General features: G+C 59.8%; 19 protein-coding genes. 9 read left to right on the forward strand and 10 right to left on the reverse strand.

Annotated features, from left to right (window positions below; translation table 11 throughout):
- Positions 1–10 precede the first annotated feature (10 nt).
- A complete protein-coding gene (locus GWQ31_RS15755) occupies positions 11–661 on the reverse strand; it encodes a DedA family protein (RefSeq protein WP_005314658.1) in 651 nt (216 codons plus the stop codon).
- A 321-nt stretch (positions 662–982) separates the two neighbouring features.
- Here GWQ31_RS15755 and GWQ31_RS15760 point away from each other — a divergent pair, with 321 nt between their 5' ends.
- Both GWQ31_RS15760 and GWQ31_RS15765 read left to right on the forward strand, forming a co-directional pair.
- Positions 983–1,945: a hypothetical protein gene (locus GWQ31_RS15760; protein ID WP_275909746.1), complete on the forward strand. Its 963-nt coding sequence runs from the start codon at positions 983–985 to the stop codon at positions 1,943–1,945.
- A gap of 110 nt (positions 1,946–2,055) precedes the next feature.
- Positions 2,056–3,054, forward strand: coding sequence for a DUF1176 domain-containing protein (locus GWQ31_RS15765; protein ID WP_275909747.1), 999 nt, complete (start codon positions 2,056–2,058; stop codon positions 3,052–3,054).
- Positions 3,055–3,089: 35 nt separating this feature from the next.
- Here the strand turns inward: GWQ31_RS15765 and GWQ31_RS15770 are convergent, their stop codons facing one another.
- The 5 genes from GWQ31_RS15770 to dapB form a co-directional block, all read right to left on the reverse strand.
- The gene (locus GWQ31_RS15770) at positions 3,090–4,256 is read right to left on the reverse strand and encodes a DUF1615 family protein (RefSeq protein ID WP_275909748.1); all 1,167 of its coding nucleotides are present in this window, start codon (positions 4,254–4,256) and stop codon (positions 3,090–3,092) included.
- Between the two features lie 216 nt (positions 4,257–4,472).
- Entirely contained in the window at positions 4,473–6,131 is a 1,659-nt protein-coding gene (leuA, locus tag GWQ31_RS15775) for a 2-isopropylmalate synthase (protein ID WP_275909749.1), read from the reverse strand.
- Between the two features lie 532 nt (positions 6,132–6,663).
- Positions 6,664–9,888, reverse strand: a complete 3,225-nt coding sequence (gene carB, locus GWQ31_RS15780) for a carbamoyl-phosphate synthase large subunit (RefSeq protein WP_275909750.1) — start codon at positions 9,886–9,888, stop codon at positions 6,664–6,666.
- Between the two features lie 16 nt (positions 9,889–9,904).
- On the reverse strand, positions 9,905–11,041 hold the full coding sequence (carA, locus tag GWQ31_RS15785) for a glutamine-hydrolyzing carbamoyl-phosphate synthase small subunit (RefSeq protein ID WP_219615506.1): 1,137 nt from the start codon (positions 11,039–11,041) through the stop codon (positions 9,905–9,907).
- A 676-nt stretch (positions 11,042–11,717) separates the two neighbouring features.
- Positions 11,718–12,530, reverse strand: a complete 813-nt coding sequence (gene dapB, locus GWQ31_RS15790; protein WP_087755431.1) for a 4-hydroxy-tetrahydrodipicolinate reductase — start codon at positions 12,528–12,530, stop codon at positions 11,718–11,720.
- A 241-nt stretch (positions 12,531–12,771) separates the two neighbouring features.
- Between dapB and GWQ31_RS15795 the strand changes: the two genes are divergently transcribed.
- From GWQ31_RS15795 to serA, 5 genes are all read left to right on the forward strand, one after another.
- Positions 12,772–13,740: an alpha/beta fold hydrolase gene (locus tag GWQ31_RS15795; protein WP_275909751.1), complete on the forward strand. Its 969-nt coding sequence runs from the start codon at positions 12,772–12,774 to the stop codon at positions 13,738–13,740.
- Positions 13,741–14,149: 409 nt separating this feature from the next.
- Positions 14,150–15,484 (forward strand): Na+/H+ antiporter NhaC family protein, encoded by a 1,335-nt coding sequence (locus GWQ31_RS15800; RefSeq protein ID WP_219598756.1) that lies wholly within the window; start codon positions 14,150–14,152, stop codon positions 15,482–15,484.
- A gap of 154 nt (positions 15,485–15,638) precedes the next feature.
- Positions 15,639–16,247, forward strand: a complete 609-nt coding sequence (locus GWQ31_RS15805) for a 5-formyltetrahydrofolate cyclo-ligase (RefSeq protein ID WP_275907303.1) — start codon at positions 15,639–15,641, stop codon at positions 16,245–16,247.
- 255 nt (positions 16,248–16,502) lie between these two features.
- Entirely contained in the window at positions 16,503–17,156 is a 654-nt protein-coding gene (gene rpiA / locus GWQ31_RS15810) for a ribose-5-phosphate isomerase RpiA (protein WP_111587643.1), read from the forward strand.
- A gap of 228 nt (positions 17,157–17,384) precedes the next feature.
- Positions 17,385–18,617, forward strand: coding sequence for a phosphoglycerate dehydrogenase (serA, locus tag GWQ31_RS15815; protein WP_111587642.1), 1,233 nt, complete (start codon positions 17,385–17,387; stop codon positions 18,615–18,617).
- A gap of 242 nt (positions 18,618–18,859) precedes the next feature.
- Here serA and GWQ31_RS15820 read toward each other — a convergent pair whose 3' ends face one another.
- A complete protein-coding gene (locus GWQ31_RS15820; RefSeq protein WP_058394146.1) occupies positions 18,860–19,240 on the reverse strand; it encodes a diacylglycerol kinase in 381 nt (126 codons plus the stop codon).
- Positions 19,241–19,394: 154 nt separating this feature from the next.
- On the opposite strand from GWQ31_RS15820, the gene GWQ31_RS15825 reads away from it, so the two are divergent.
- Positions 19,395–20,456 carry a 3-deoxy-7-phosphoheptulonate synthase gene (locus GWQ31_RS15825; RefSeq protein WP_275909752.1) on the forward strand — a complete coding sequence of 354 codons (1,062 nt, stop codon included), beginning with the start codon at positions 19,395–19,397 and terminating at the stop codon, positions 20,454–20,456.
- A 116-nt stretch (positions 20,457–20,572) separates the two neighbouring features.
- Here GWQ31_RS15825 and GWQ31_RS15830 read toward each other — a convergent pair whose 3' ends face one another.
- The 3 genes from GWQ31_RS15830 to GWQ31_RS15840 form a co-directional block, all read right to left on the reverse strand.
- Positions 20,573–21,382 carry an ATP-binding cassette domain-containing protein gene (locus GWQ31_RS15830; protein ID WP_275909811.1) on the reverse strand — a complete coding sequence of 270 codons (810 nt, stop codon included), beginning with the start codon at positions 21,380–21,382 and terminating at the stop codon, positions 20,573–20,575.
- Between the two features lie 59 nt (positions 21,383–21,441).
- Positions 21,442–22,449 (reverse strand): vitamin B12 ABC transporter permease BtuC, encoded by a 1,008-nt coding sequence (btuC, locus tag GWQ31_RS15835; RefSeq protein WP_275909753.1) that lies wholly within the window; start codon positions 22,447–22,449, stop codon positions 21,442–21,444.
- 103 nt (positions 22,450–22,552) lie between these two features.
- On the reverse strand, positions 22,553–23,284 hold the full coding sequence (locus tag GWQ31_RS15840) for a transporter substrate-binding domain-containing protein (protein ID WP_005314604.1): 732 nt from the start codon (positions 23,282–23,284) through the stop codon (positions 22,553–22,555).
- Positions 23,285–23,395: 111 nt separating this feature from the next.
- Between GWQ31_RS15840 and GWQ31_RS15845 the strand changes: the two genes are divergently transcribed.
- A complete protein-coding gene (locus tag GWQ31_RS15845) occupies positions 23,396–23,752 on the forward strand; it encodes a DMT family protein (RefSeq protein ID WP_005314602.1) in 357 nt (118 codons plus the stop codon).
- Positions 23,753–23,763: the final 11 nt, after the last annotated feature.

Here is a 23,763-nt window from a genome sequence, read left to right on the forward strand (position 1 = left end):
CGGATATCACTCAGCGAATGCGATTGGTCGGGCGCTTGAACAACCGGATGGCGATGGCCGCCATGGCGATAACGAACAGACCGAGGGAGGTCACCAGCAGGCACTTGGTCATCAATTCGTGATACTGGACGAACGCCGGCGCCGCCATCACGAACTTGCCCACCAGACTCAGCAACAGGGCCCAGAGGAAGGCGCTGGCAAAACTGGCCATCACCACCCGGGGCAGATGCAGGCGGGAGACCCCCATCAGCATGGGCGTCAGCACCCTGACGAAGGGCACGAAGCGAGAGGAAAACAGGGCCCAGAAGCCGTAGTTGTGCAGCAGACGCGAGGCCCGTGGCAGACTGCCGTCCGGGATCATCCGCTCCACATGGCCCATAAAGGAGGTGCCGTGCAGCGCATGGCCCTGCAGATAGGCGACCAAGCTGCCGATCCCGGCGGCGAGCGGCATGTAGACAAGGGTCACTTCGGGGCCGAGCACTCCCATCCCCACCAGGCCACCGGCCAGCAGCACCAGACTGTCACCGGGCAGGGGTAAAAACACGAAACTCGACTCGAGAAAGAGGATCACCACCAGGCAGGTGACGAGCAGGCCCGCCGCCTGCATCTGGATCAATTGGTCAAAGTCCTGTTGCCATATGGCAAGCAGCATATCCTGCATCTGGTGACTCCCATCAACGTCAGTGAGCATCCATCCCGGGGGACCCGATGGCCCCCGTTGCGGCTGACACTCCCTGTCGCCATTCCCTTTCTCTCCTTGAAGGGGCTCCTGTTATACACCCGCGCAAGTGAACAAAAAATTAATGTCTGGCACAAAGTCAGCAATCAATACAAAAAGCTGAATGGCAGGACAAGGGTTGGACGAGCACTCCGGCTCTGCGATGTATAAGCTTCAACCGGCTCACCCTTGGGCTGCCAAGATGAGAAAAAGTCGCTACAGTCAAACGGCGCATCATCACAACCGGCTTCGGGGGAACAAGGCATGCCCACACACACTACCCTTCACACTACCCTGCCCCTGCTGATCACCCCCTTGCTCAGCCATGGCACCATGGCTGAAGAGTCGTCACTAATACAAAAACGTGCCAACGCAGTGGTGTCGCTGATGACCTTCACTGTGGTGCCCGACATCACAGCCAGCAACCTCGACATCGGCAGCAACACCAGCACAACTGCGTCGTCGGCGCTCAACATGACCCAGATGGGCGGCGGCGCCACCATGAGCGAGAGTGTGCCCGTCTATCTGGAAGGGACCCTGGGTTTTAGCCGCTACGATCCCAAATTCGTGGTGAGCAACGGCAGCGAGAGTCGCACTATCCCCACCCGATGGAACAGTCTCACCGCCACGGGTGGCATCGGCTGGGATCTTCATCTGCATCAGGATCGTCACGGCGGCAACTGGGTATTGCGCCCCATCGGCAACGTCACGCTGGGCACTGTGGCAAGCGATCTGCGCATCGGCAACTGGCTGCTGGGCCAATACACAGGCAAGAACCTCGACTTTCTCGATGGCGGCAGGCTCGATGTCTACGGCCTGGGTGGCGCCCTGATGCTCGACTATGAACTCTTCTCTGCACAGCAGGATATCGACGTTGAGCTGCGCTACTCCTACCAGCATCTACAAAGCTTTGGCGGCACCTCGGCCAGCGTAACCGGTCAGGCCAATGCGGAGAACCTCGGCCTCTACCTGCGCCGCCGCGCCCCCATCGGCAATCTCACACTGCTGGACAAGCCGCTGCGCTACGTGATGGAAGGGGCTCGCACCGAATATCTTGGCGAACAAAGGGGCCTGCTCGGTTTCAACTCCCTCAACTCGCTGGGGCTCGGGATAGAACTCGACAGCAGCAAGTACGACATCATAGTGACCCGCACCCGGCTGGTAGCCCGCTATTTGTTCAGCCACAACACCAGCGGCTACGGCGTCGGGCTGGCGATGAGTTTCTAAGCGGATCGAGGGACTATCCCCTCGGTACAGTTAAGTCAGCCCACAACAGGATTCAATTTAAACCGTCCAAAATGCTATCCTGATCGGCCCAATGCTTCTGGAACCATCTCATGATCATCACGACACTGCTGGCCTCTGCACTCGGCTCGTTTTCTGAAGGGGTCTCTTTTCAACACAAGGACTGGGAGCTCGCCTGTGACAACACAGGCACATGCCGAGCCGCAGGTTACAGCGCAGAAGCTGGTGGAATATCGGTTCTGCTTACACGAGAGGCAGGAGCCAAGGGCGCACTGCATGCCGAGCTTGCCATCTCAGAGGTTGATGAACAGACTCCAGGAGCCCCCGCTGATGGTTTGATCACACTGCGCATCAATGGCAAGGTGCTCGGCACCGTAAAAGAGCGGATTCCGTTTAGCCAACACCAAACCACAGCGATCATTCAGGCAATCAAGGGGGCTGGGAAGGTGGTATTTAAATGGAGCAAGCACCAGGAACCGCTATCCGGGGCCGGAGCCTACGCCATTTTTCTCAAAATGGATGAATTCCAAGGCCGTCTCAATACCAGTACAGCCCTGACTAAAAAGGGCACACTACCAGCCACAACCGTGCCTCCCGCATTGGCAGCTCCCGTGATCCACGCAGGCGCCGTTGCCGCAGATAACCTATCTCGTCCACTCACAAAACCAGAGATCCAGAGCATAGGCGAGTGGCTAAAGCAGCAAGTCGATAAAGACACTTGTCCCATGGCCTATGAGAATCAGGAAGGTGGCATGCTCTACACCCTGAACATGGACCGAACCTTGGTACAACTCCCCTGCTGGCTCGCCGCTTACAACGATGGTTCAGCATTCATCCTGATAGACGCAGACCTTGATATCGGCAGTGCAACACTCATCAACACAGATGCAAACGGTTATGGTTCGGGTGAACTGAGGGCCTCACACAAGGGGCGCGGGATAGGAGACTGTTTCTCTTTCGAGAGCTGGGTATGGAATGGCAAAACCTTCGTGCAAAGCGAGCAAAGCACCACCGGAAGCTGTCGCATGATTACATTGGGAGGAACCTGGCATCTGCCAACCCTGACCAGCACGATGGTCAAAACACAGTGAACAAAGGCGGCCACTGGCCGCCTTTGTTATTTCGATTACAAGGATCCCAGCCGTTTCACGCAAGCTTGCTCCCTGTCATCCACTCGCTTGGCAAACCAGGCGGTGGTCAGGTTGCGGGTGATCTTGGGGCTCTTGAGCTGAATGCCGGGCAGGATGGCGCGGGGTTGCCGCTTGCCGGCCTGCTTGTCGGCCAGGGTAAAGACCCTGTGATAGAGGTCGGTCTGGGCAAATTCGGCGGTATCCCCTTTGCGCAGGCTCTGGTGGATCGCCTGCTTGCTCATATTGACCCGACTGGCGAGGGTATAGACAGCCTGCTCAGTCTTGCCCGGCAAGTCTGAGTCATAGCGGACAAGATCACCATCCAGCGCCAGGGTTTTGCCGCTCAGTCGGCTGACGGCAGCCTGGAAGGCTGCGTTGCGGCTGGCGTACCAGCCCGCATTGAAGTCGGCGAAGCGATAGAGGGTATCCGGGTAGTCGGCGGGATAGCCAAACAGGTGCCTGGTGCCGAACCAGATACCGCCACGACGGCTGAACACCTCATGGCGAATGGAATCCTTGACGGGATAGGGGTAGCCACGGGTATTTGCCTCGGCAAAGGCGATGCTCACCTGCATGGGGCCGCCGGTATGCACCGGGTTGAGGTTGCCAAACAGCGTCTTGCCCATGGGCACCATGCTGATCATGTCCTCGAAGATCTCGCTCATCTCCCGCTCGGTGCGAAGCTTGTCGATGCGCTCGGCATAGCTCTTGCCGGTGGGGGACTTGATGCCAAGGGCCGTGCGCACCACGAATTCAGGGATCAGCAGCTTGGCGGCGCGGGCATTTATCTCCTTCCAGGCAATCTTGCCAAGGCCCGGCACCACAGGGTCGGCCTGATAGGTGGCCTCCTGTTCGGCCACCGCCAGCACAGTGCAGACATTGTGATCGCTTACCGTCACTCCCTGCGTCGAGAGTGCCGTCACCACATCATTGGCCCAGCCCTGCTTGTCTGGCACCTGACGCGGCAAGAACCGCACTATGCGGCTCTTCATGTCTGCCGGTTTGCGTGGCTGCATAGCGATAGGTTGTTTGGCCTGCTGGGCGCTCATGGCGACATCTTGCTTGGGCGCCGTCGGGTCGCTGGCACACCCGGCAAGCAACAGGATTGCAAAGAGAGGCAGGATGGCGAGCCGAGTGGGAACAAGGGGTGAGGAAAATATCATCAAGGCTTCCGATGCAGGGGCAAGGCGCTGGGCGCCCGGCACACGAGAGTCACGCGAACGGAGCGGCTCCGAACGCAAACAGGCGCTTATTGTAGAGGATTGACAGGCGGATCTGAAGGCGCAGATGCCTTGACGCACCACCCGCTGGCGCAATCGAGCAGCCCCGCCGGATGGGCGGGGCTGCTGCAAGCGGATGGGCTCTTTGGCGACATGCACTCAAGCCGTTTGGCGCAGGGCCTCAATTTGCGCCGCACCATTGATCACCGCCTGCAGGGAGGCATTGACCACGTCGCGGCCGATGGCGACCCCGCACATGCGCTGGCCATCGACGCTGAGCAGCACATAGGCGGCGGCGCGAGATTCTGTGCCGGCGGTGAGGGCATGTTCCGAATAATCGAGCACGTCGATGTGCATCCCGGTCTGGCGCTCCCAGCCGTTGACCAGCGCAGTGATGGCCCCCTCCCCTTCGCCGCTCAGGTGCAAGGTGCCGTTCGGAGTCTGCAACTCGAGGCGCAGACTCTCCTGACTGTCGTGACCAAGCTGGAAGCGACCGATGCGATAGCCGTGTACCGGCTCGAGGTAATGCTGCTCGAACAGGGCACGGATCTGTTCCGGGCTAATTTCGCTGCTGCTTGCCTCGGCCTGTGCCTGGACCCGACGGCTGAAGTCGATTTGCAGCCAGCGCGGCAGTTGCAGGCCAAGGTCGCGCTCCAGCAGATAGGTGACGCCCCCCTTGCCGGACTGGCTGTTGATGCGGATCACCGCCTCGTAGCTGCGGCCAAGGTCTGCGGGATCGATGGGCAGATAGGCCACGTCCCAGTAGGCATCGGGTTTCTCAGCCGCCAGAGATTTGCGAATCGCATCCTGGTGGCTGCCGGAAAACGCCGTGTAGACCAGCTCGCCCGCGTAGGGGTGGCGCGGGTGCAGGGCTATCTGGGTGCAGGCCCCCACGGTCGCGACTATGGCGTCCATGTCGGAGAGATCCAGCTCGGGATCAATCCCCTGGCTGTAGAGGTTCATGGCCATGGTGACTATGTCCATGTTGCCGGTGCGCTCGCCGTTGCCAAGCAGGGTGCCCTCGATGCGATCGGCCCCCGCCAGCACAGCCAGCTCGGCGGCGGCCACCCCGCAGCCTCTGTCGTTGTGTGTGTGGATGGAGATGCTCACCTCGGGGCGCGCCTTGAGGTGGCGGCAGAACCACTCCACCTGATCCGCGAACACATTGGGAGTGCTCACCTCGACCGTGGCAGGGAGGTTGAGGATCATGGGGCGGCCAGCAGGGCGCCACTCGTCGATGACGGCGTCGCACACCTCTACCGCGAACTCCACCTCTGTGCTGCTGAAACTCTCCGGCGAATACTGAAAGCTCCACTCTGTGCCAGAGTTGCGCGCCGCATGGTCGCGCACCCAGCGCGCGCCCTGCACGGCGATGGCCTTGACCCCCTCCTTCCCTGAGTTGAACACATAGTTGCGCTGGGTCGGGTTGACCGAGTTGTAGACGTGGACGATGGCGCGTTTGGCCCCCTTGAGCGATTCAAAGGTGCGGGCGATCAGATCTTCGCGGGCCTGCACCAGCACCTGTATGGTGACGTCATCGGGAATGAGATTGCGCTCAATAAGCTCGCGCACGAAGTCGAAATCAGGCTGGGAGGCGGCGGGGAACCCCACCTCTATATGCTTGAAACCGACATGGACCATGAGCGCCCACATTTGCAGCTTCTGGGCCACCGTCATGGGTTCGACCAGCGCCTGATTGCCGTCGCGCAAGTCCACGGCGCACCAGAGCGGCGCCCGCGTCATCACCTGGTTGGGCCATTGACGGTCCGCCAGTGCAATAACGGGGGCGGGGCGGTATTTGCGATGATCGAAGCTCATATTCAGATTCCCTTGGCTGATGTCCTTGAGGCGCGGCGCCGTTGCGGGCAATGAAGGTGAGCAACGACGCGACTGGGCAGGCAAGCAAACGGGGTAAGGAGGGGGAAGCTGGCTTGCGCGGTAACGCTGGCCCTGACGGTTGCGCAGGTGGTAACCCCACAACCGGTTTCCTGTGGCCCCTCTGGGTAAAAGGGGACGGCCTCGGCTACCGGATAAGCAACTGGCCCTGATCCTCGCACCCCGCTGTTGCAGGCGCAGACGACCTTATGTGATGAGAAACCAGTATATAGAGGCGGGTCGGGTGAGTGATTGCAAAGATTGCGGTATAAATCGAACATTGCGCAATTATTGTCATATTTAGTTAACTTTAAGGGATTATCTATCCCTATCCATGTGAAATCAGGCCAATACTCTTTACTCAGTGCTGACGCCAAAAAACAGAAACCCCACCATCGCTGGCGGGGTTTTTCAGGGTTCGCAAGTGTTGTGCAAAGAAGGAGAGAAAGACTCCCCTACCCTTGTTACGCAATCCTTAGCGGTTTTTCACCTTTTGATGCAGCTCCTGCACCGAGTTGACGTTGGCAGTGGCATCCATGCTGATGGCCATGCAGGTGGCAAACGCCTCATTCATGGTGGTGGTGTAAGCCACCTTGTGCTGCAAGGCGGCGCGGCGCAACTGCTTGGAGTCCTGGATCGCCACTCGCCCTTCGGCGGTGTTGACGATGTAGGTGTACTCGCCATTCTTGATGCGGTCGAGAATGTGCGGGCGACCCTCGTGCACCTTGTTGACCAGGCGCGGGTTGATGCTCGCCTCCCCCAATGCCACTGCGGTGCCGTGGGTGGCATCCAGCTCGTAGCCCAGCTCCAGCAGCTTGGCAGCCAAATCGACCACCAGCGCCTTGTCGCTGTGACGCACCGACAAGAGCGCGCGACCCTCTTTCGGCACCGCATGGCTGGCACCCAGCTGGGCCTTGGCATAGGCCTCGGCAAAGCTGCTGCCCACCCCCATCACCTCACCGGTAGAGCGCATCTCTGGCCCCAGCAGCGGGTCAACCCCAGGGAACTTGGCGAACGGCAGAACCACCTCTTTCACCGAGTAGTAAGGCGGGATGATTTCGGTGGTAAAGCCCTGATCTTTCAGGCTCTGGCCGGCCATGACGCGGGCGGCAATCTTGGCCAGCGGCGCACCGGTCGCCTTGGAGACGAAGGGCACGGTACGGGCAGCACGCGGGTTCACTTCGATGAGGTAGATGTCATCGCCCTTGACCGCAAACTGCACGTTCATCAGGCCGACCACACCGAGTTCCAGTGCCAGCTTGCGCACCTGCTCGCGGATCTCGTCCTGAATTTTCTTGGACAAGGTATAAGGTGGCAGGGAGCAGCCGGAGTCACCGGAGTGGATACCGGCCTGCTCGATATGCTCCATGATGCCGCCGATAACCACATCGGTGCCGTCGCAGATGGCATCCACGTCCAGCTCGGTGGCATCGTCCAGGAAGCGGTCCAGCAGTACCGGCGATTCGTTGGAAACGCTCACCGCCTCGGCGAAGTAGCGACGCAGGTCGGTCTCGTCATAGACGATCTCCATGGCGCGGCCACCCAGCACATAGGAGGGGCGCACCACCAGCGGGTAAGTGATCCGCTCGGCGGTCAGCACAGCCTGCTCCAGGTTGGTGACTGTGCCGTTTTCCGGCTGCTTGAGGCCCAGACGCTCAACGGCTGACTGGAAGCGCTCGCGGTCTTCGGCGCGGTCGATGGCATCCGGGCTGGTACCGATGATCGGCACGCCGTTCGCTTCCAATGCCCGTGCAAGTTTGAGCGGGGTCTGGCCGCCGTACTGCACGATGACGCCCTTGGGTTTCTCGATGCGCACGATTTCCAGCACATCTTCCAGGGTCACCGGCTCGAAGTAGAGGCGGTCGGAGGTGTCGTAATCGGTGGAGACGGTCTCCGGGTTGCAGTTGACCATGATGGTCTCGTAACCGTCTTCACGCAGGGCCAGTGCCGCGTGCACGCAGCAGTAGTCAAACTCGATGCCCTGACCGATACGGTTCGGGCCGCCGCCGATGATCATGATCTTGTCACGATTGGTCGGGTTGGCCTCGCACTCTTCGTCATAGCTCGAATACATGTAGGCGGTGTTGGTGGCGAACTCGGCCGCGCAGGTATCGACCCGCTTGTAGACAGGGAATATGTTGTGGCGGGCACGTAACTTGCGCACCTCGCCCTCGGCCACGCCGAGGATCTTGGCCAGGCGCGCGTCTGCGAAGCCCTTGCGCTTGAGGGCGCGCAGGAAGTCGGCATCAAGACCGGCCATGCCGCGCTCTCTCACCTGCTCTTCCAGCTTGATGAGATCTTCTATCTGCACTAGGAACCAAGGGTCAATCTTGGTCAGTTTGAAGATGCCGTCCATGGAGAGACCGGCGCGAAACGCATCGGCGATGTACCAGATGCGGTCGCAGCCGGCATCCTGCAGCTCGTGGCGGATGCGGGTCAATGAGTCCGGGGCATTGAGGTCAACCATGGGGTCGAAGCCGGTCTTGCCCGTCTCGAGACTGCGCAGCGCTTTGTGCAGGGACTCCTGGAAGTTGCGGCCAATGGCCATCACTTCGCCGACGGATTTCATCTGGGTAGTCAGGCGGTCGTTGGCACCGGCGAACTTTTCAAAGTTGAAGCGCGGCACCTTGGTGACCACGTAGTCGATGGCCGGCTCGAAGGAGGCCGGGGTACGACCGCCTGTGATGTCGTTCATCAGCTCGTCCAGGGTATAACCAATGGCAAGCTTGGCGGCGATCTTGGCGATGGGGAAACCGGTCGCCTTGGAGGCCAGTGCTGAGGAGCGGGACACCCGCGGGTTCATCTCTATGATGACCATGCGGCCATCTTTCGGGTTGATGCCGAACTGGACGTTGGAGCCGCCGGTCTCGACGCCGATCTCGCGCAGTATCGCCATGGAGGCGTTGCGCATGATCTGGAACTCCTTGTCGGTCAGCGTCTGGGCTGGCGCGACCGTGATGGAGTCACCGGTGTGGATGCCCATGGGGTCGAAGTTTTCGATGGTGCAGACGATGATGCAGTTGTCGTTGCGATCCCGCACCACTTCCATCTCGTACTCTTTCCAGCCGATCAGCGACTCATCGATGAGCAGCTCCTTGGTCGGCGACAAGTCCAGACCGCGCTCGCAGATCTCGACGAACTCTTCGGTGTTGTAGGCAATGCCGCCGCCCGAGCCACCCATGGTAAAGGAGGGACGGATGATGCAGGGGAAGCCGACCATCTGCTGCACGCCCCACGCCTCTTCCATGTTGTGGGCGATGCCGGCGCGCGGGCACTCGAGGCCAATGCTCTTCATGGCGATGTCAAAGCGACGGCGATCTTCGGCCTTGTCGATGGCGTCGGCGGTGGCACCGATCATCTCGACACCGAACTCGGCCAGCACGCCATGCTTTTCCAGATCCAGCGCGCAGTTCAATGCAGTCTGGCCACCCATGGTGGGCAGCACGGCATCCGGGCGCTCTTTCTTGATGATCTCGCGTACCACTTCCCAGGTGATGGGCTCTATGTAAGTGGCATCGGCCATCTCGGGGTCGGTCATGATGGTGGCCGGGTTGGAGTTCACCAGAATGACGCGGTAGCCCTCCTCGCGCAGGGCTTTGCAGGCCTGGGCGCCGGAGTAGTCAAATTCGCAGGCCTGACCGATGACGATGGGGCCGGCGCCGAGGATCAGGATGCTCTGTAGGTCGTTACGTTTTGGCATGGCTTCTCTTTTCCTCTTAAGCGCGATACTGCTTGATCAATTCAATAAAGTGGTCGAACAGACCGGCACAGTCGTGCGGGCCCGGGCTCGCTTCGGGGTGACCCTGGAAGCTGAAGGCCGGACGGTCGGTGCGGTGGATGCCTTGCAAGGACCCATCAAACAGAGAGACGTGGGTGGGGCGCAGGCAATCCGGCAGTGAGCTCTCGTCCACTGCAAAGCCATGGTTTTGGGCGGTGATCATGACGGTATTGTCATCCAGGCTCTTCACCGGATGGTTGGCACCGTGGTGACCGAACTTCATCTTGATGGTCTTGGCGCCGGAGGCCAGACCCAGCAGCTGGTGACCCAGGCAGATGCCAAATACCGGCGTGTTGGTGTTGAGGAAAGCCTTGATGGCCTCGATGGCATAGTCACACGGCTCGGGGTCACCGGGGCCGTTGGAGAGGAAGATGCCATCGGGGTTCATCGCCAGCACCTCGGCGGCCGGGGTCTTGGCCGGTACTACCGTCAGACGACAACCACGATCCACCAGCATCCGCAAAATGTTGCGCTTGACGCCAAAGTCGTAGGCTACCACGTGGTATTTGAGTTCATCGGCCGCTGGGGTGACATGCCCCTTGCCAAGCTGCCAGCTACCTTCGGTCCAGTTGTACGCCTCGCCAACCGTGACCTCTTTGGCCAAGTCCATCCCCTTCAAACCGGGGAAGGCGCGGGCCTGTTCGAGGGCATATGCCTCATCAACTTGCTTGCCCGTCAGGATGCAGCCAGCCTGGGCGCCTTTCTCGCGCAGAATGCGAGTCAGTTTGCGGGTGTCGATGTCGGCGATGCCAACGATGTTGTGAGACTTGAGGTAATCGGAGAGGGATTGCTGATTGCGGAAATTGGAGGCAAGTATCGGAAGGTCCCGGATGATCAATCCCTGTGCATGGATTTGACTGGACTCTTCATCTTCGCTGTTGGTGCCGGTGTTGCCTATATGGGGGTAAGTGAGGGTGACTATCTGACGGGAATAAGAGGGATCGGTAAGGATTTCCTGATAGCCCGTCATCGACGTATTGAAAACCACTTCACCAACGGAACATCCCTCGGCGCCTATCGACACGCCTTTGAACACAGTTCCATCTTCCAGCACTAGCAATGCAGTGTGATTCAAGACAACCTCCAGTTATTTAGCTTTAAATTCAGCAATTTACCTGGGTGTTGCGGGTCCGGACGCTGTTTGAAACAGGGCTCAAACCCGGCAGATTTCTGGCAAATTGGGCGCATTCTACTTAAAAATGATCGCATTTCAACGTCTTTTCTCGTTTTAAATGCATCTAAATTCAATAAACAAGCAACATTACCCATTATCTATGCACTCAATCGCTTTGCAACCCCCTCCAGCAAAAGAAAAGCCAGAACCCGCGACAAAAGTGGCACCTTGTGCCGATCAAAGCACAAAAACCAACATTTAACCCTTTAAAAACAAGCAAATGTGATTTATAAAAAAAACTAACCAGACAGAAAAAGAGTCATTTAATGACAGATAAGTGACTTGCAAAAATAGAAAACGTTTTTCTTGTTTTGAATTTTTAGTCTTTTTTGTGACATGTGAAAAAATGCGACCGCAGGGGGTGTAGAGGCCCAATCTCGTTACGCTTTGATGACATTTGACAGAAGGGGGCCAGGCCACCGTTCTAGAAAGAGGTGGTTTGAATGGTTTGGATGAAAAAACGCGGCGTAATCACCATTTATACAAGAAAATACGAAAAACCCCGGCGAACCGGGGTTTGGCAAGGCAGTGGGTGCCCCTCGCAGGGGGAGCGATGACACCCAGAGCGTCAGGCAGCTTATTTCAGACTGAGTACATCCTGCATGTCGTAAAGACCGGCACCCTGCTGGCCAAGCCACTTGCCCGCGCGCACAGCGCCATTGGCGAAAGTGAGGCGGCTGGAGGCCTTGTGACTGATCTCCACCCGCTCGCCGATGTCGGCAAACATGACGGTGTGCTCCCCCACCAGATCGCCGGCACGAATGGTGGCAAAGCCGATGGTGTTGCGATCCCGCTCGCCGGTGATCCCTTCACGGCCATAGACGGCGCACTCCTTGAGATCGCGGCCCAGGGTTTTGGCCACCACTTCCCCCATGGAAAGCGCTGTGCCGGACGGTGCATCCACCTTGTGTCTGTGATGTCCTTCGATGATCTCGATGTCGGTGTAATCCCCCATCACCTTGGCGGCCTGCTCCAGCAGCTTGAACACCAGGTTGACGCCGACCGAGTAGTTGGAGGCGAAGACGATGCCGATCTGCTTGCCCGCCTCTTTCAGCGCCGCCTTGCCTGCGTCATCAAAACCTGTGGTGCCGATCACCATCTGCTTGTTGTGGGCCAGGGCAAAGGCCAGGTTGGCCAGGGTCACCTCGGGACGGGTGAAGTCGATGATGAGATCAAACTCATCCCGAACCTTGTCCAGGCTGTCGCTGATCATCACACCCAGCTTGCCCAGACCGTTGAGCTCACCGGCATCCAGCCCGATCACGGCAGAGCCAGGTCGCTCCAGCGCCGCCCCGACCACCACGCCCTCGGCGTTGGTGATGGCTTCCAGCAGCACCTTGCCCATACGACCATTACAGCCCATCACGGCCACACGGATCGGATTGTCCATCTCCACCCTCTCATCTGTTTTATGGAAAGAGACCGTTTTACCAGCCTGCGCCGGCTTTGAAAAGCCGTGAGACACCCTCTTCGGTTCGGGCGCGACGGTGAACCGCTCAAAATGGCTGATCCACCCCTTGCCATTCCAACCCCGCAGACTGGCGGTTTGGAGTTTGGCAGAGACGACGCCGTATGATAGGTTTACGCCGATAAAAAGCCGCAATTGACACCCGCAACTAGGAAGTAAACATATGAATACGGAATTGCTGTGCGTACTGGGCCTGCTGTCCCTCGGCCTTGTCACCCTTGTGGCGGCGCTGCTGTTTGGCGGGCCAGGCCCGGCGCCGGAGATGGCCAGTATCAGCAACCCCTTCAAAACCCTTGACTGGAGCGGCCTGCCGCCGCTCTCAAGATACCCGGCCCGTGACGGCGCGCAGTTGGGTTACCGACACTATGCCCCCGCAGGCAAGGATGTCAGGGGTAGCGTTGTGCTGGTTCATGGTTCCTCGGCCAGCAGCCAGAGCATGCACATACTGGCGAGCGCCTTCTCGCAAGCCGGTTATGGTGCCTACACCCTCGATATCCGCGGCCATGGCGAGTCGGGCCAGAGAGGCACGATAGCCTACATAGGGCAACTGGAAGACGATCTGGAAGATTTCGCCGCAGCAGTGGCTCCGAGCAAACCCGCCACCCTCGCAGGCTTCTCGTCAGGGGGTGGCTTTGTGCTGCGCGTCGCCGGTGGCTCACGGCAAGTCCTGTTTGACAACTACCTGCTCCTCTCTCCGTATCTGGGCCCCACTGCCGCCAACTACCGACCAAACAGCGGCGGCTGGGTGCGTGTCGGCCTTCCTCGCCTCATTGCCCTGAGCATCCTCAACGGTTTCCATATTTCAGCACTCAACCATCTGACGGTGCTGAACTTTGCGCTCAATGACGAAGCGAAAGCTCTCCTGACCCCCTCCTACTCATTCAACCTCGCCGCGAACTTCCAGCCAGAGCGCGACTACCGGCAGAATTTGCGCAATGTACAGCGCCCCTGCGCCGTGATCGCGGGCACCGATGACGAAGCGTTTAAAACCGACCAACTGGCACCCGAGTTAAGAGCGCTCGGCATTCCATGGCCCGTCACCCTGGTGCCGGGTATCAGCCACATTCCCCTGACTCTCGATAGCCACGCCCTGGCTGCAGCCGTTCAAGCAGTGGGGGAAATGGCGCAGTAACCGCGCCGCCCTCACCGAGTATCAAGGCCGCCTCATTGCCTGCAGACGCAGGTGCCATGCCCAGCACGCGCAAGGCGGCGTCGGCGGCCTACCCCAGACGCAGATAACCTGGATATTCAGTACCATCAGCCCGTCAGCCAAATGACATGTCTGTGAAAAGCGCCCTGCATGTCTCAAGTCAATGCCGAACAATTGACAGCATTGATTAATTTTTCCGAACATACTTTTGATATTTCAATGGCGTCAGAATTGACCGATAAAAAGCCCTATCCGTCTGGACGTCTATCTTGACCGAATGCCCCCGACTCACTACTGTAGGCGCCCCACAGCGGCAGGATGCCCGCCACGCTCATCCCATCAACCCGGGCTGGTGACGACAGGGAGGTCATGTTCAACCACAGAGGAATACATGATCCAGACCCAACCCAGCGCCAGAGCCCTGCTGCCTCTTCTGGTCTTTCTTGCTCTCTTTATCGGTACCGGCACCTGGCTCACCCTGCAAGGGGTGGAATTCGCCTTCTATCAACTGCCAGCCCCCGTGGCTGCACTGCCTGCCGTCATGCTGGCACTGACGCTGGGGAAAGAGGGGTTCAACAAGAACCTTGAAACCTTCTTCAAGGGGGTGGGTGACAGCAGCATAATGGCTATGTGCATCATCTATCTGCTGGCTGGCGCCTTCGCCACCGTGGCCAAGGCCACCGGTGGGGTCGATGCCACCGTGGCGCTCGGTCTGTCGCTGATCCCGGGCTGGTTCCTGCTGCCGGGCCTGTTCCTCATCTCTGCGTTTATTGCCACCGCCATGGGCACCTCCATGGGCACTATCGGCGCCGTGGCGCCGGTAGCGCTCGGCGTCGCCCAGGCAGCCGGTATCGACCCCGTGCTGATGGCGGGCACCATTCTCTCCGGCGCCATGTTCGGCGATAACCTCTCCATCATCTCGGACACCACCATAGCGGCGACCCGCAGCCAGGGCTGCGAAATGAAGGACAAGTTTCGCGAGAACATCAAGATTGCGGCCCCTGCCGCCATCGCAGTGATCCTGCTCTATCTGACCCTGGGTTCTGTGGGGGAAGCTCCCGCCACCACCGCCAGCGCGGACCTGTTCAAGGTGATGCCTTATCTGTTGATCCTGGTGCTGGCGCTCGCTGGCATGAACGTCTTCATGGTGCTGGGGATTGGCATTGTGGCCGCGGGCGCGGTTGGCATGATCAGCGGTTACCCGCTGGGCCAGTTCAGCAAGGATATCTATCAGGGCTTTACCGGCATGCAGGAGATCTTTTTGCTCTCCATGCTGATCGGCGGTCTCGGCGCCCTGATGGAACGCCAGGGCGGGCTGGCCTGGATCAGCGCCCGCATCAGCGCCCTGATTGCCCGCTTTACCCGCCAGCACGATGGCGAGCAGAACGAGAAGGCGGCCGAACTCGGCATCGCCGGCGTGGTGGGCTTGACCAACCTCTGCACCGCCAACAACACAGTGGCCATCATAGTGGCCAGCAAGGTAGCGCGGGAGCTGGCGGAGCATCACGGCGTCACCCCGCGCCGCGCCGCCTCCATGCTGGATATCTTCTCCTGCGTGGTACAAGGACTCATCCCCTGGGGCGCACAGGCGCTGCTGCTGGGCTCCATCTTCGCACTGTCGCCGCTGGCGGTGGTGAGTATGAGCTTCTATCCCATGGCCCTGGCACTGGCTGCGATAGTGGCTGTCTTCATCAAGCATCAGATGGGCAAGACATCGGACAAATAACCGGGACGGCTGCCGGACCGGGCATTGCACCCGGCCTGGCAGCCCATCCCCACCGGGTTTGTCGCTCTGTTCATCCCTCGCAAGCCTTGTTAAGGTAACCGGGCCTTTGCGGCCAACTCCCTGCTCAACCCAGGTGCACAATACAGGAGCCCCCATGCCGGATACCCAACCCGAGCAAGCCCATGAGCGGCAAACCCTGCGCCAGCTCATTCGTCTGCGCAGAAAAAGCCTGAACCAGGCCGAGCAGCAGGAGGCAGCCCAGCAGCTGGTTGCCCAGTTCAAGCAGCACAGCGAGATCCTGGCCGCCAGACGCATTGCCCTCTACCTGGCCAACGATGGCGAACTCAACCCCCTGCCCGCCATCCACTGGCTCTGGGCCCAGCAAAAAGAGGTCTATCTGCCGGTGCTGCACCCCTTCACCCCGGGTCACCTGCTCTTCTTGCGCTACACAGCCACCAGCCCCATGACCCGCAATCGCTACGGCATCGCCGAGCCTGAGCTGGATATGTCCCAGGTGGTGCCTCATAGCACCCTGGACCTTATCTGTACCCCGCTGGTGGCATTCGATGCCGAGGGCAACCGGCTCGGTATGGGGGGCGGCTATTACGATCGCACCCTCGCCTGCTGGCACGAACACAGGCTGGGCCCCAAGCCGCTGGGTCTCGCCCATGACTGCCAACAGGTGGATGCAGTGCCACAGGAGCAGTGGGACGTGCCGCTACCGCAGATCATCACCCCGAGCCGCTGCTGGCAATTTGCATGACCGCACAGGCAGTCGGCCTGTGCCGACTGCCTGTGACAGCCCCCGTTGGCTGTGCTGCCGTCTCTGTTTTTTTGCCATCCCCCCTCTCAGTACCACCCCCTTTTCGTGCCCGCCACGCCAGATGCCATCCAGAAGGCTCAATAAACAGGCAAACGATTTACATCTTGGTTTTTTTGGACCGGAACGTGACCTCTGTAGTCGCTCTGGGGGGGATGCTTGGATATAATGCGCCCGCTTTTTCCCAGAGGATCGATCATGACTCAAGATGAAATGAAGAAGGCGGCTGGTTGGGCTGCGCTCAAATACGTGGTGCCCGGTACCATAGTCGGGGTAGGCACAGGCTCTACCGTCAACCACTTTATCGATGCGCTGGCGACCATGAAGGACCAGATTGAAGGGGCAGTATCCAGCTCAATCGCCTCCACCGAGCGCCTCAAAGCCTTGGGTATCAATGTCTATGACCTCAACGATATCGATGCCCTCTCCGTCTACGTGGATGGCGCCGACGAGATCAATGCCACCCGCGACATGATCAAGGGCGGTGGCGCGGCCCTGACCCGCGAGAAGATAGTGGCAGCCGTGGCTGACAAGTTCATCTGCATCATCGACAACACCAAAACCGTGGACGTGCTGGGCCAGTTCCCGCTGCCGGTAGAGGTGATCCCCATGGCCCGTGAATACGTGGCCCGCGAGATCCGCAAATTGGGTGGCAACCCCGAGTGGCGCAAAGGTGTGGTCACCGACAACGGCAACATCATACTGGATGTCAAGGGCATGGCCATCAAGGATGCCAAGGCGCTGGAAGTACAGCTCAATGGCATAGTGGGCGTGGTCACCAACGGCCTGTTTGCCCACCGTGGCGCGGACGTGGTACTGATCGGCACACCTGACGGGGTCATCACCCAATAAGGCCACCTCGACAACATCATTGCTCTGCAAATCGACGACGGCGCCTGATGGCGCCGTTTTCATTTATCACTCAATGAGTTGCAAACTGTGGTTTACAACTATCGTTGAAAACTTCAAAGAATTTGACTTTCGTCACAAATATTCCCTCTCACAATCGTTTTTGCTACTTTACGGTTTTCTTCACAGACCATATCTGCACTCATTCTTTGCATACATAGAGGGATCGTCATGACTGCCAAGTTTTCGCTGGACAAGGATAAGATCAAGGTACTGCTGCTGGAGGGAGTGCATCCCAACACGGTAGAGACCTTTCGTGCCGCAGGTTATACCAGCGTGGAGTACCTCAAGACCTCCCTGTCGGAAGAGGATCTGATCGAGCGCATTCGTGATGTGCATTTCGTGGGCCTGCGCTCGCGCACCCAGCTCACCGAGAAGGTGCTGGATGCCGCAAGCAAGCTGGTCGCCATCGGCTGCTTCTGCATCGGCACCAACCAGGTTGATCTCGACGCCGCCCACCTGCGTGGCATCCCCGTCTTCAACGCCCCCTTTTCCAATACCCGTTCCGTTGCAGAGCTGGTGCTGGGCGAGATACTGCTGCTGCTGCGCGGCATCCCGGAGAAAAACGCCAAGTGCCATCGCGGCGTGTGGGAAAAACTGGCCAATCGCTCGGTGGAAGCCCGTGGCAAGAAGCTCGGCATCATAGGCTACGGCCATATCGGTACCCAGCTTGGCATCATAGCCGAGAGCATCGGCATGAAGGTCTACTACTACGACATCGAGAACAAGCTCTCCCTGGGCAACGCCATCCAGGTTCCGAGCATGGTCGAACTGCTCAACATGTCCGATGTCATCAGCCTGCACGTGCCGGAGACCGCCTCCACCAAGAACATGATCGGCGCCGAGCAGCTGCGCATGATGAAACCGGGCGCCATCTTCATCAACGCCGCCCGCGGTACCGTGGTGGATATCGATGCCCTGGCCGACGTCATCAAGAGCGGTCATGTCTCCGGTGCCGCCATCGACGTCTTCCCGGTTGAGCCCAAGTCCAACGACGAAGAGTTCCTGAGCCCGCTGCGCGGGTTGGACAACGTGATCCTCACCCCCCATATCGGTGGCACCACTCAGGAAGCCCAGGAGAACATTGGTCTGGAAGTGGCCAACAAGCTGGTCAAGTATTCTGACAACGGCTCCACCCTCTCCGCCGTCAACTTCCCGGAAGTGTCGCTGCCGGGGCACAAGGGCTCCAGCCGCCTGCTGCACATTCACCGCAACCAGCCGGGCGTCATGAACAAGATCAACCAGATCTTCGCCGAAGAGGGGATCAACATCGCCGGTCAGTACCTGCAAACCAGCAGCCATATCGGTTATGTGGTGATCGACGTGGAGACAGAGCACAGCGAGAAGGCGCTCGCCAAGCTCAAGGAGATCAACGGCACCATACGTGCGCGGATCCTGCATTGAGCCGTCGGGCTATGCCGCCAAGCAACTAACCCAACCGACAAAACGCAGTAAACAAGAAACCCGCCGAATGGCGGGTTTCTTTATGGCCGGGTACTGTGGTCCAGTGACCAAAGAGCGTCGGTTCGATTGGCACAGCGTAATCGGACGCCCCTGTCTCTTCGCCACGAGAAAGGTTGCTGTCGCAACCTACCACCAGCCCAGCTGGGTTATGCCCCGCCGGGCTTTTCTTGGTACCGAAAATGCTACCACCAGCCGAGCAGGTTGCGCCCTACCAGAGCGCCCCACACCAGGGCGTTGAGCGCCAGGGCGATAAAGACGGCGGCGGAGCCAAGATCCTTGGCGCGGCCCGACAGCTCGTGATGCTCCGAGCCCACCCTGTCTACCACTGCCTCGATGGCGGAGTTGAGCACCTCGACGATCACCACCAGCCAGCTGATGCTCACCAGCAGCAGGATCTGGTTGAGGGAATCCCCGAGCCAGAAGGCCAACGGCATCAGCAGCAGGATCAACATCAGCTCCTGTCTAAAGGCCGCCTCGTTGACCCAGGCTGACTTGAGCCCCTTCATGCTGTAACCGGTTGCGTTGATGATGCGGGTAACCCCGGTTGCTCCTGGCTTTGCCACGCTATCTACCTCATTTGGCGTCGTTTTGGGGTTCACATCCTATCAGAGCCCCTCGAGGTTTCCATCAGGGGCATTTTGCTTTATTTTATCCCCTTGCAATTTCGGCACGCGGTCAACGCTACAGCCCACGCCACCCACTCGAGAATTGAGTCGTATGTCCATTCACACCGATGAATTGCGCACCCGTCGCCTGGAGTCCCTGATCACTCCAAGCGAGCTCGCGCACGCCTTCCCGTTAAACGACACCGTTGCCCAGAACCTGCTGGATGCCCGCCGCGAAGTGGAAGCCATTCTGGCCGGTGAGGATCAGCGCCTGCTGGTCATCGTCGGCCCCTGCTCCATCCATGATCCGGCCGCCGCCCACGAGTATGCCCGTCGCCTCAATGCCCTGCGCGAGCAGTACAAAGAGAGCCTCTGCATCGTAATGCGCACCTACTTCGAAAAGCCGCGCACTATCGTCGGCTGGAAGGGACTCATCAATGATCCGCGCCTCGATGGCAGCTTCGATGTCAACGAAGGGCTGAAACTGGCCCGCAAGCTGCTGGTCGACATCAACGAGATCGGCATGCCCACCGCCACCGAGTTTCTCGATATGGTGACCGGTCAGTACATCAGCGATCTCATCACCTGGGGTGCCATAGGCGCCCGCACCACCGAATCCCAGGTACACCGCGAGATGGCCTCCGCCCTCTCCTGTCCGGTCGGCTTCAAGAACGGCACCGACGGCAACACCCGCATCGCCATCGATGCGGTGCGCGCAGCCCGCCACAGCCACATCTTCTATTCCCCGGACAAGGACGGCAAGATGACCATCTACCGCACCGCCGGCAACCCCTATGGCCACGTGATCCTTCGTGGCGGCCACAGACCCAACTACGATACCGCCAGCATCGACGAGGCGTGCGAAGCCTTGGCCGACGTGAGCCTGCCGGAGCGCCTGGTGGTGGATTTCAGCCACGGCAACAGCATGAAGGATCACCGCCGTCAGCTGCTGGTGGCCCAGGACATCTGCGATCAGCTACGCCGCGGCCGTACCGGCATCGCCGGCATCATGGCCGAGAGCTTCCTGGTGGAAGGTCGTCAGGATGTAGAGAACGGCTGCGCTGCCACCTTCGGCCAGAGCATCACGGATGCCTGCCTGTCGTGGAGCGACACAGAGACGCTGCTGGCCATGCTGGCAGAGGCCGCCCAGGTACGCCTAAGCAAACAGGCTTGAACTGCGAATAAAACCAAAGGGGCCGGTATTGTTGATACCGGCCCCTTCTTCTTGCAGTCGGTCGATTACGCTTCGCTAATCGACCCTACACGCGCACTCTTTCCTCTATACCCCGCTTACAAACTGGGCATAAACCAGACCCGACCGGCCGCCTCAATGCGGTCGGTCTTGATCTGGAACACCCGCTCCAGCAAGGCTTCGTCGATGACATCGACGCCCCCCTCGCTCACCACGCGCCCCTGTTGCAGACAGAGGATCCGATCCGCCCAGTCGATGGCCAAATTGATGTCGTGGATGGCGAGCACCACCAGCAGCCCCTGCCGTGCCAACGATTTCAGCAGCCGCAACAGCGCCAGCTGATGGTGCAGATCCAGCCCCGCCAGCGGTTCGTCCAGCAGCAAGACTCGCCCCGCCGGATTGAGGCCGGGCCACACCTGCAGCAAGGTACGGGCAATCAGCACCCGCTGTTGCTCCCCACCGGAGAGGCGACTGAAGTCCCGCGCCAGTAGCGAGCTCAGCTCCAGTGCATCGCACAGGGCGTCGACGGCGTCGTTCTGGGCCTGCTTCACATCGCCCGGTTGCCTGACCTGCACCCGTTCATCCAGCCCTATGGCCAGCACCTGAAACACAGGAATATGAAACAGCTGGGGCTGGCGCTGGGGCAGCATGGCGCGACGCTGGGCCAACTCCGGCCAGCTCAGCTCGCGGATCGCCACCCCGCCAAGCCGCACTGTGCCCGCGGCGGGCAAAATACCGGCCAGGGCGCCAAGCAGGGTGGATTTGCCGCTGCCGTTGGGTCCGAGCAGGGCCACCAGCTGACCACCCTGCCAATCGAGATCCAGCGCAGCCAGTCGCTCCGGGATGGCAAGGGCTCGCGCCTCGATCAGGGAGGCTGACTCAAGCGAAGAGGGATCAGCGGGCAGCATCGGCATCTTGCCTCAACAGCAGGTAGACAACTTGAGCATGTCGGCATTCTGGCCGGTATTTATGCGGTAGCATTGGCATCTTGCCTCAGCAGCAGATAGATGAAGAGCGGTGCGCCGACCGAGGCGGTGATGACACCGATGGGCAGCTCACCGGCGCTTAATGCAGAGCGTGCAACCAGATCGGCCCCCAGCAGCAGGGCACCGCCCCCCAACGCAGAGGCGGGCAACAGGAAGCGTTGATCGCTGCCGCCACACAGACGCAGCAGATGGGGCACCACCAGCCCGACAAAACCGATGACACCACATAGCGACACGGCAATGCCGGTGAGCAGACAGACCGCCAACACCAGTCGCACCCGCATCCTGTCCACGTCCAGCCCCATCAGACGGGCCTGGGTCTCCCCCAGCAACAGTTGCTGCAAGGCCCTGCCCTGCCAGCAAAGCCAGCCGAGGGTCAGCGGCAGCACCAGCCACCACCAGGCCAGTTGCTGGCTGCCATAGGAGAGGCTGCCCATCATCCAGAACATGTATTCGCGCAGAGAGCCGTCATCGGCAAAGTACATCAGCCAGGTCATGGCCGCATTGGTGAGGATGCCGATGGCGACCCCGAACAGTAGCAGACGGGTATGGCCGAGCCTGGCCCGACGCGCCAGCCGAATGAGCAGCATGGTCACCGCCAGGGCGCCACCAAACGCTGCCAGCGACAAGCCCCAGCCCGGCAGATAGATATCGAGGGACTTGGCCACGGCCATCGCCACCATGGCGGCGAGGCCAGCACCGCTCGACACGCCGAGCAGGCCGGGTTCGGCCACCGGGTTGTGCAGCATCACCTGCAGCACGGTGCCGCCGCAGGCGAGCGCCGCCCCCGCCAGCAGGGCCAGCAAGGCACGGGGCAACCGCAATTCCAGCAGGATGCGTTGTTCAAGATCGCCCATGGGCTGCCAGGGCAGCAGCATGAATTCGCCCCAGATAAGAGAGAAGAAAAAGAGCAGCAGGGTCAGCAGCGTCAGGCAAAACAACCAGCCCCGCTGCCAGCGTTGCTGGCGGGCGAGCAAAGAGAGATACACAGAAGCTCCCCGAACGTGTACAAGGCCCGGCGCCGATGCTGTATTGACCAGCCCGATGCACAAGGATGAAAAGGGCATGATAACAGTGCGTTACCACCCAAGGTCAAGGCTGGTAAGGTTTGGCAAGGGCTCCTATCTCGCCGCTCGCCACCATCTCCTGCAACGCCAGCGCCAGCGGCTGCCGCAGGGCGTGGTGAGGGGAGCGCTTGCTCATGCCCAGATAGAGCATGACCGGCTTGGGTGGCAGATAGGCCGCCTTGATGAGCCCGGCCTCATTGTGCTGGCTCAGGGCATAATCCACCTGGCAATCCGTGCCTATCATCAGCGATAAATGGCCCCGCTGCACCATGCGCAGCAGTTGATCCTCGGTGGGTACGCCGTGCTTGTCGAGCCTGTTGTCCGAATCAAACGGCTCGAAGTAGGCGGAGTTGAGCACATGACCGACCTTGCGTCCCTGCAGGTCGGCATAGGTGTTAAGAGACGACACCACGGCGCCCTTGCCATAGAAGGCAGAACCGCACTGGTAGTAGGCGGGTTGCAGATAATCGATGAACTGTGCCCTGTCCGGCGTCATCGCCACCCCTATCATGAGATCAACCTGACCGGTCTGCATCTGCTTGAGGGCCCGTCCCCAGGGGACCCGCTTCACCTCGAACTGTATGCCGCTACGGCTCTGCAGCCGCTGCAGAATATCCATGTCCAACCCGCGAAACTGACCATCCGGTTGCAAGACTCGAAACGGTGGCCAGACATCGGTGGCTACCGTCAGGGTTGGTGCACCCTGTGCCTGGCAGGCCAGCAGCAGGCCAAACACTCCCCAGCCTCTCTTCCCCATCCCCTGATCCCTGTGTCACCCACCCTTGATGGGTTAAAAATACCCTGCCGTGCCACTTATGGAAACCCGGGGTTCAGGGATAAAATGCGCCGGACTTTCAAGGAGAACCCAATGAACCCGATTTTCGCCAGTATCGGTCTGCTCTTGTGCAGCAACGTCTTCATGACTTTCGCCTGGTATGCCCACCTCAAGAGCATGAACCACAAACCCTGGATCATCGCCGCTCTGGTGAGCTGGGGCATAGCCCTGTTCGAATACCTGTTGCAAGTGCCCGCCAACCGTATCGGCCATACAGTGATGAGCGTTGGCCAGCTCAAGATACTGCAAGAGGTGATCACCCTTACCGTGTTTGTCCCCTTCTCGGTCTTCTATTTGAAAGAGGATCTGAAGTGGGATTACCTCTGGGCCGGCCTTTGCATCATGGGCGCGGTGTTTTTTGTGTTTCGCGAGAAACTCACCGGTGCCTGAGGCTGTACACT

Source organism: Aeromonas sp. 2MA4 (genome assembly GCF_029237305.1).
Classification (GTDB): Bacteria; Pseudomonadota; Gammaproteobacteria; order Enterobacterales; family Aeromonadaceae; genus Aeromonas; species Aeromonas salmonicida.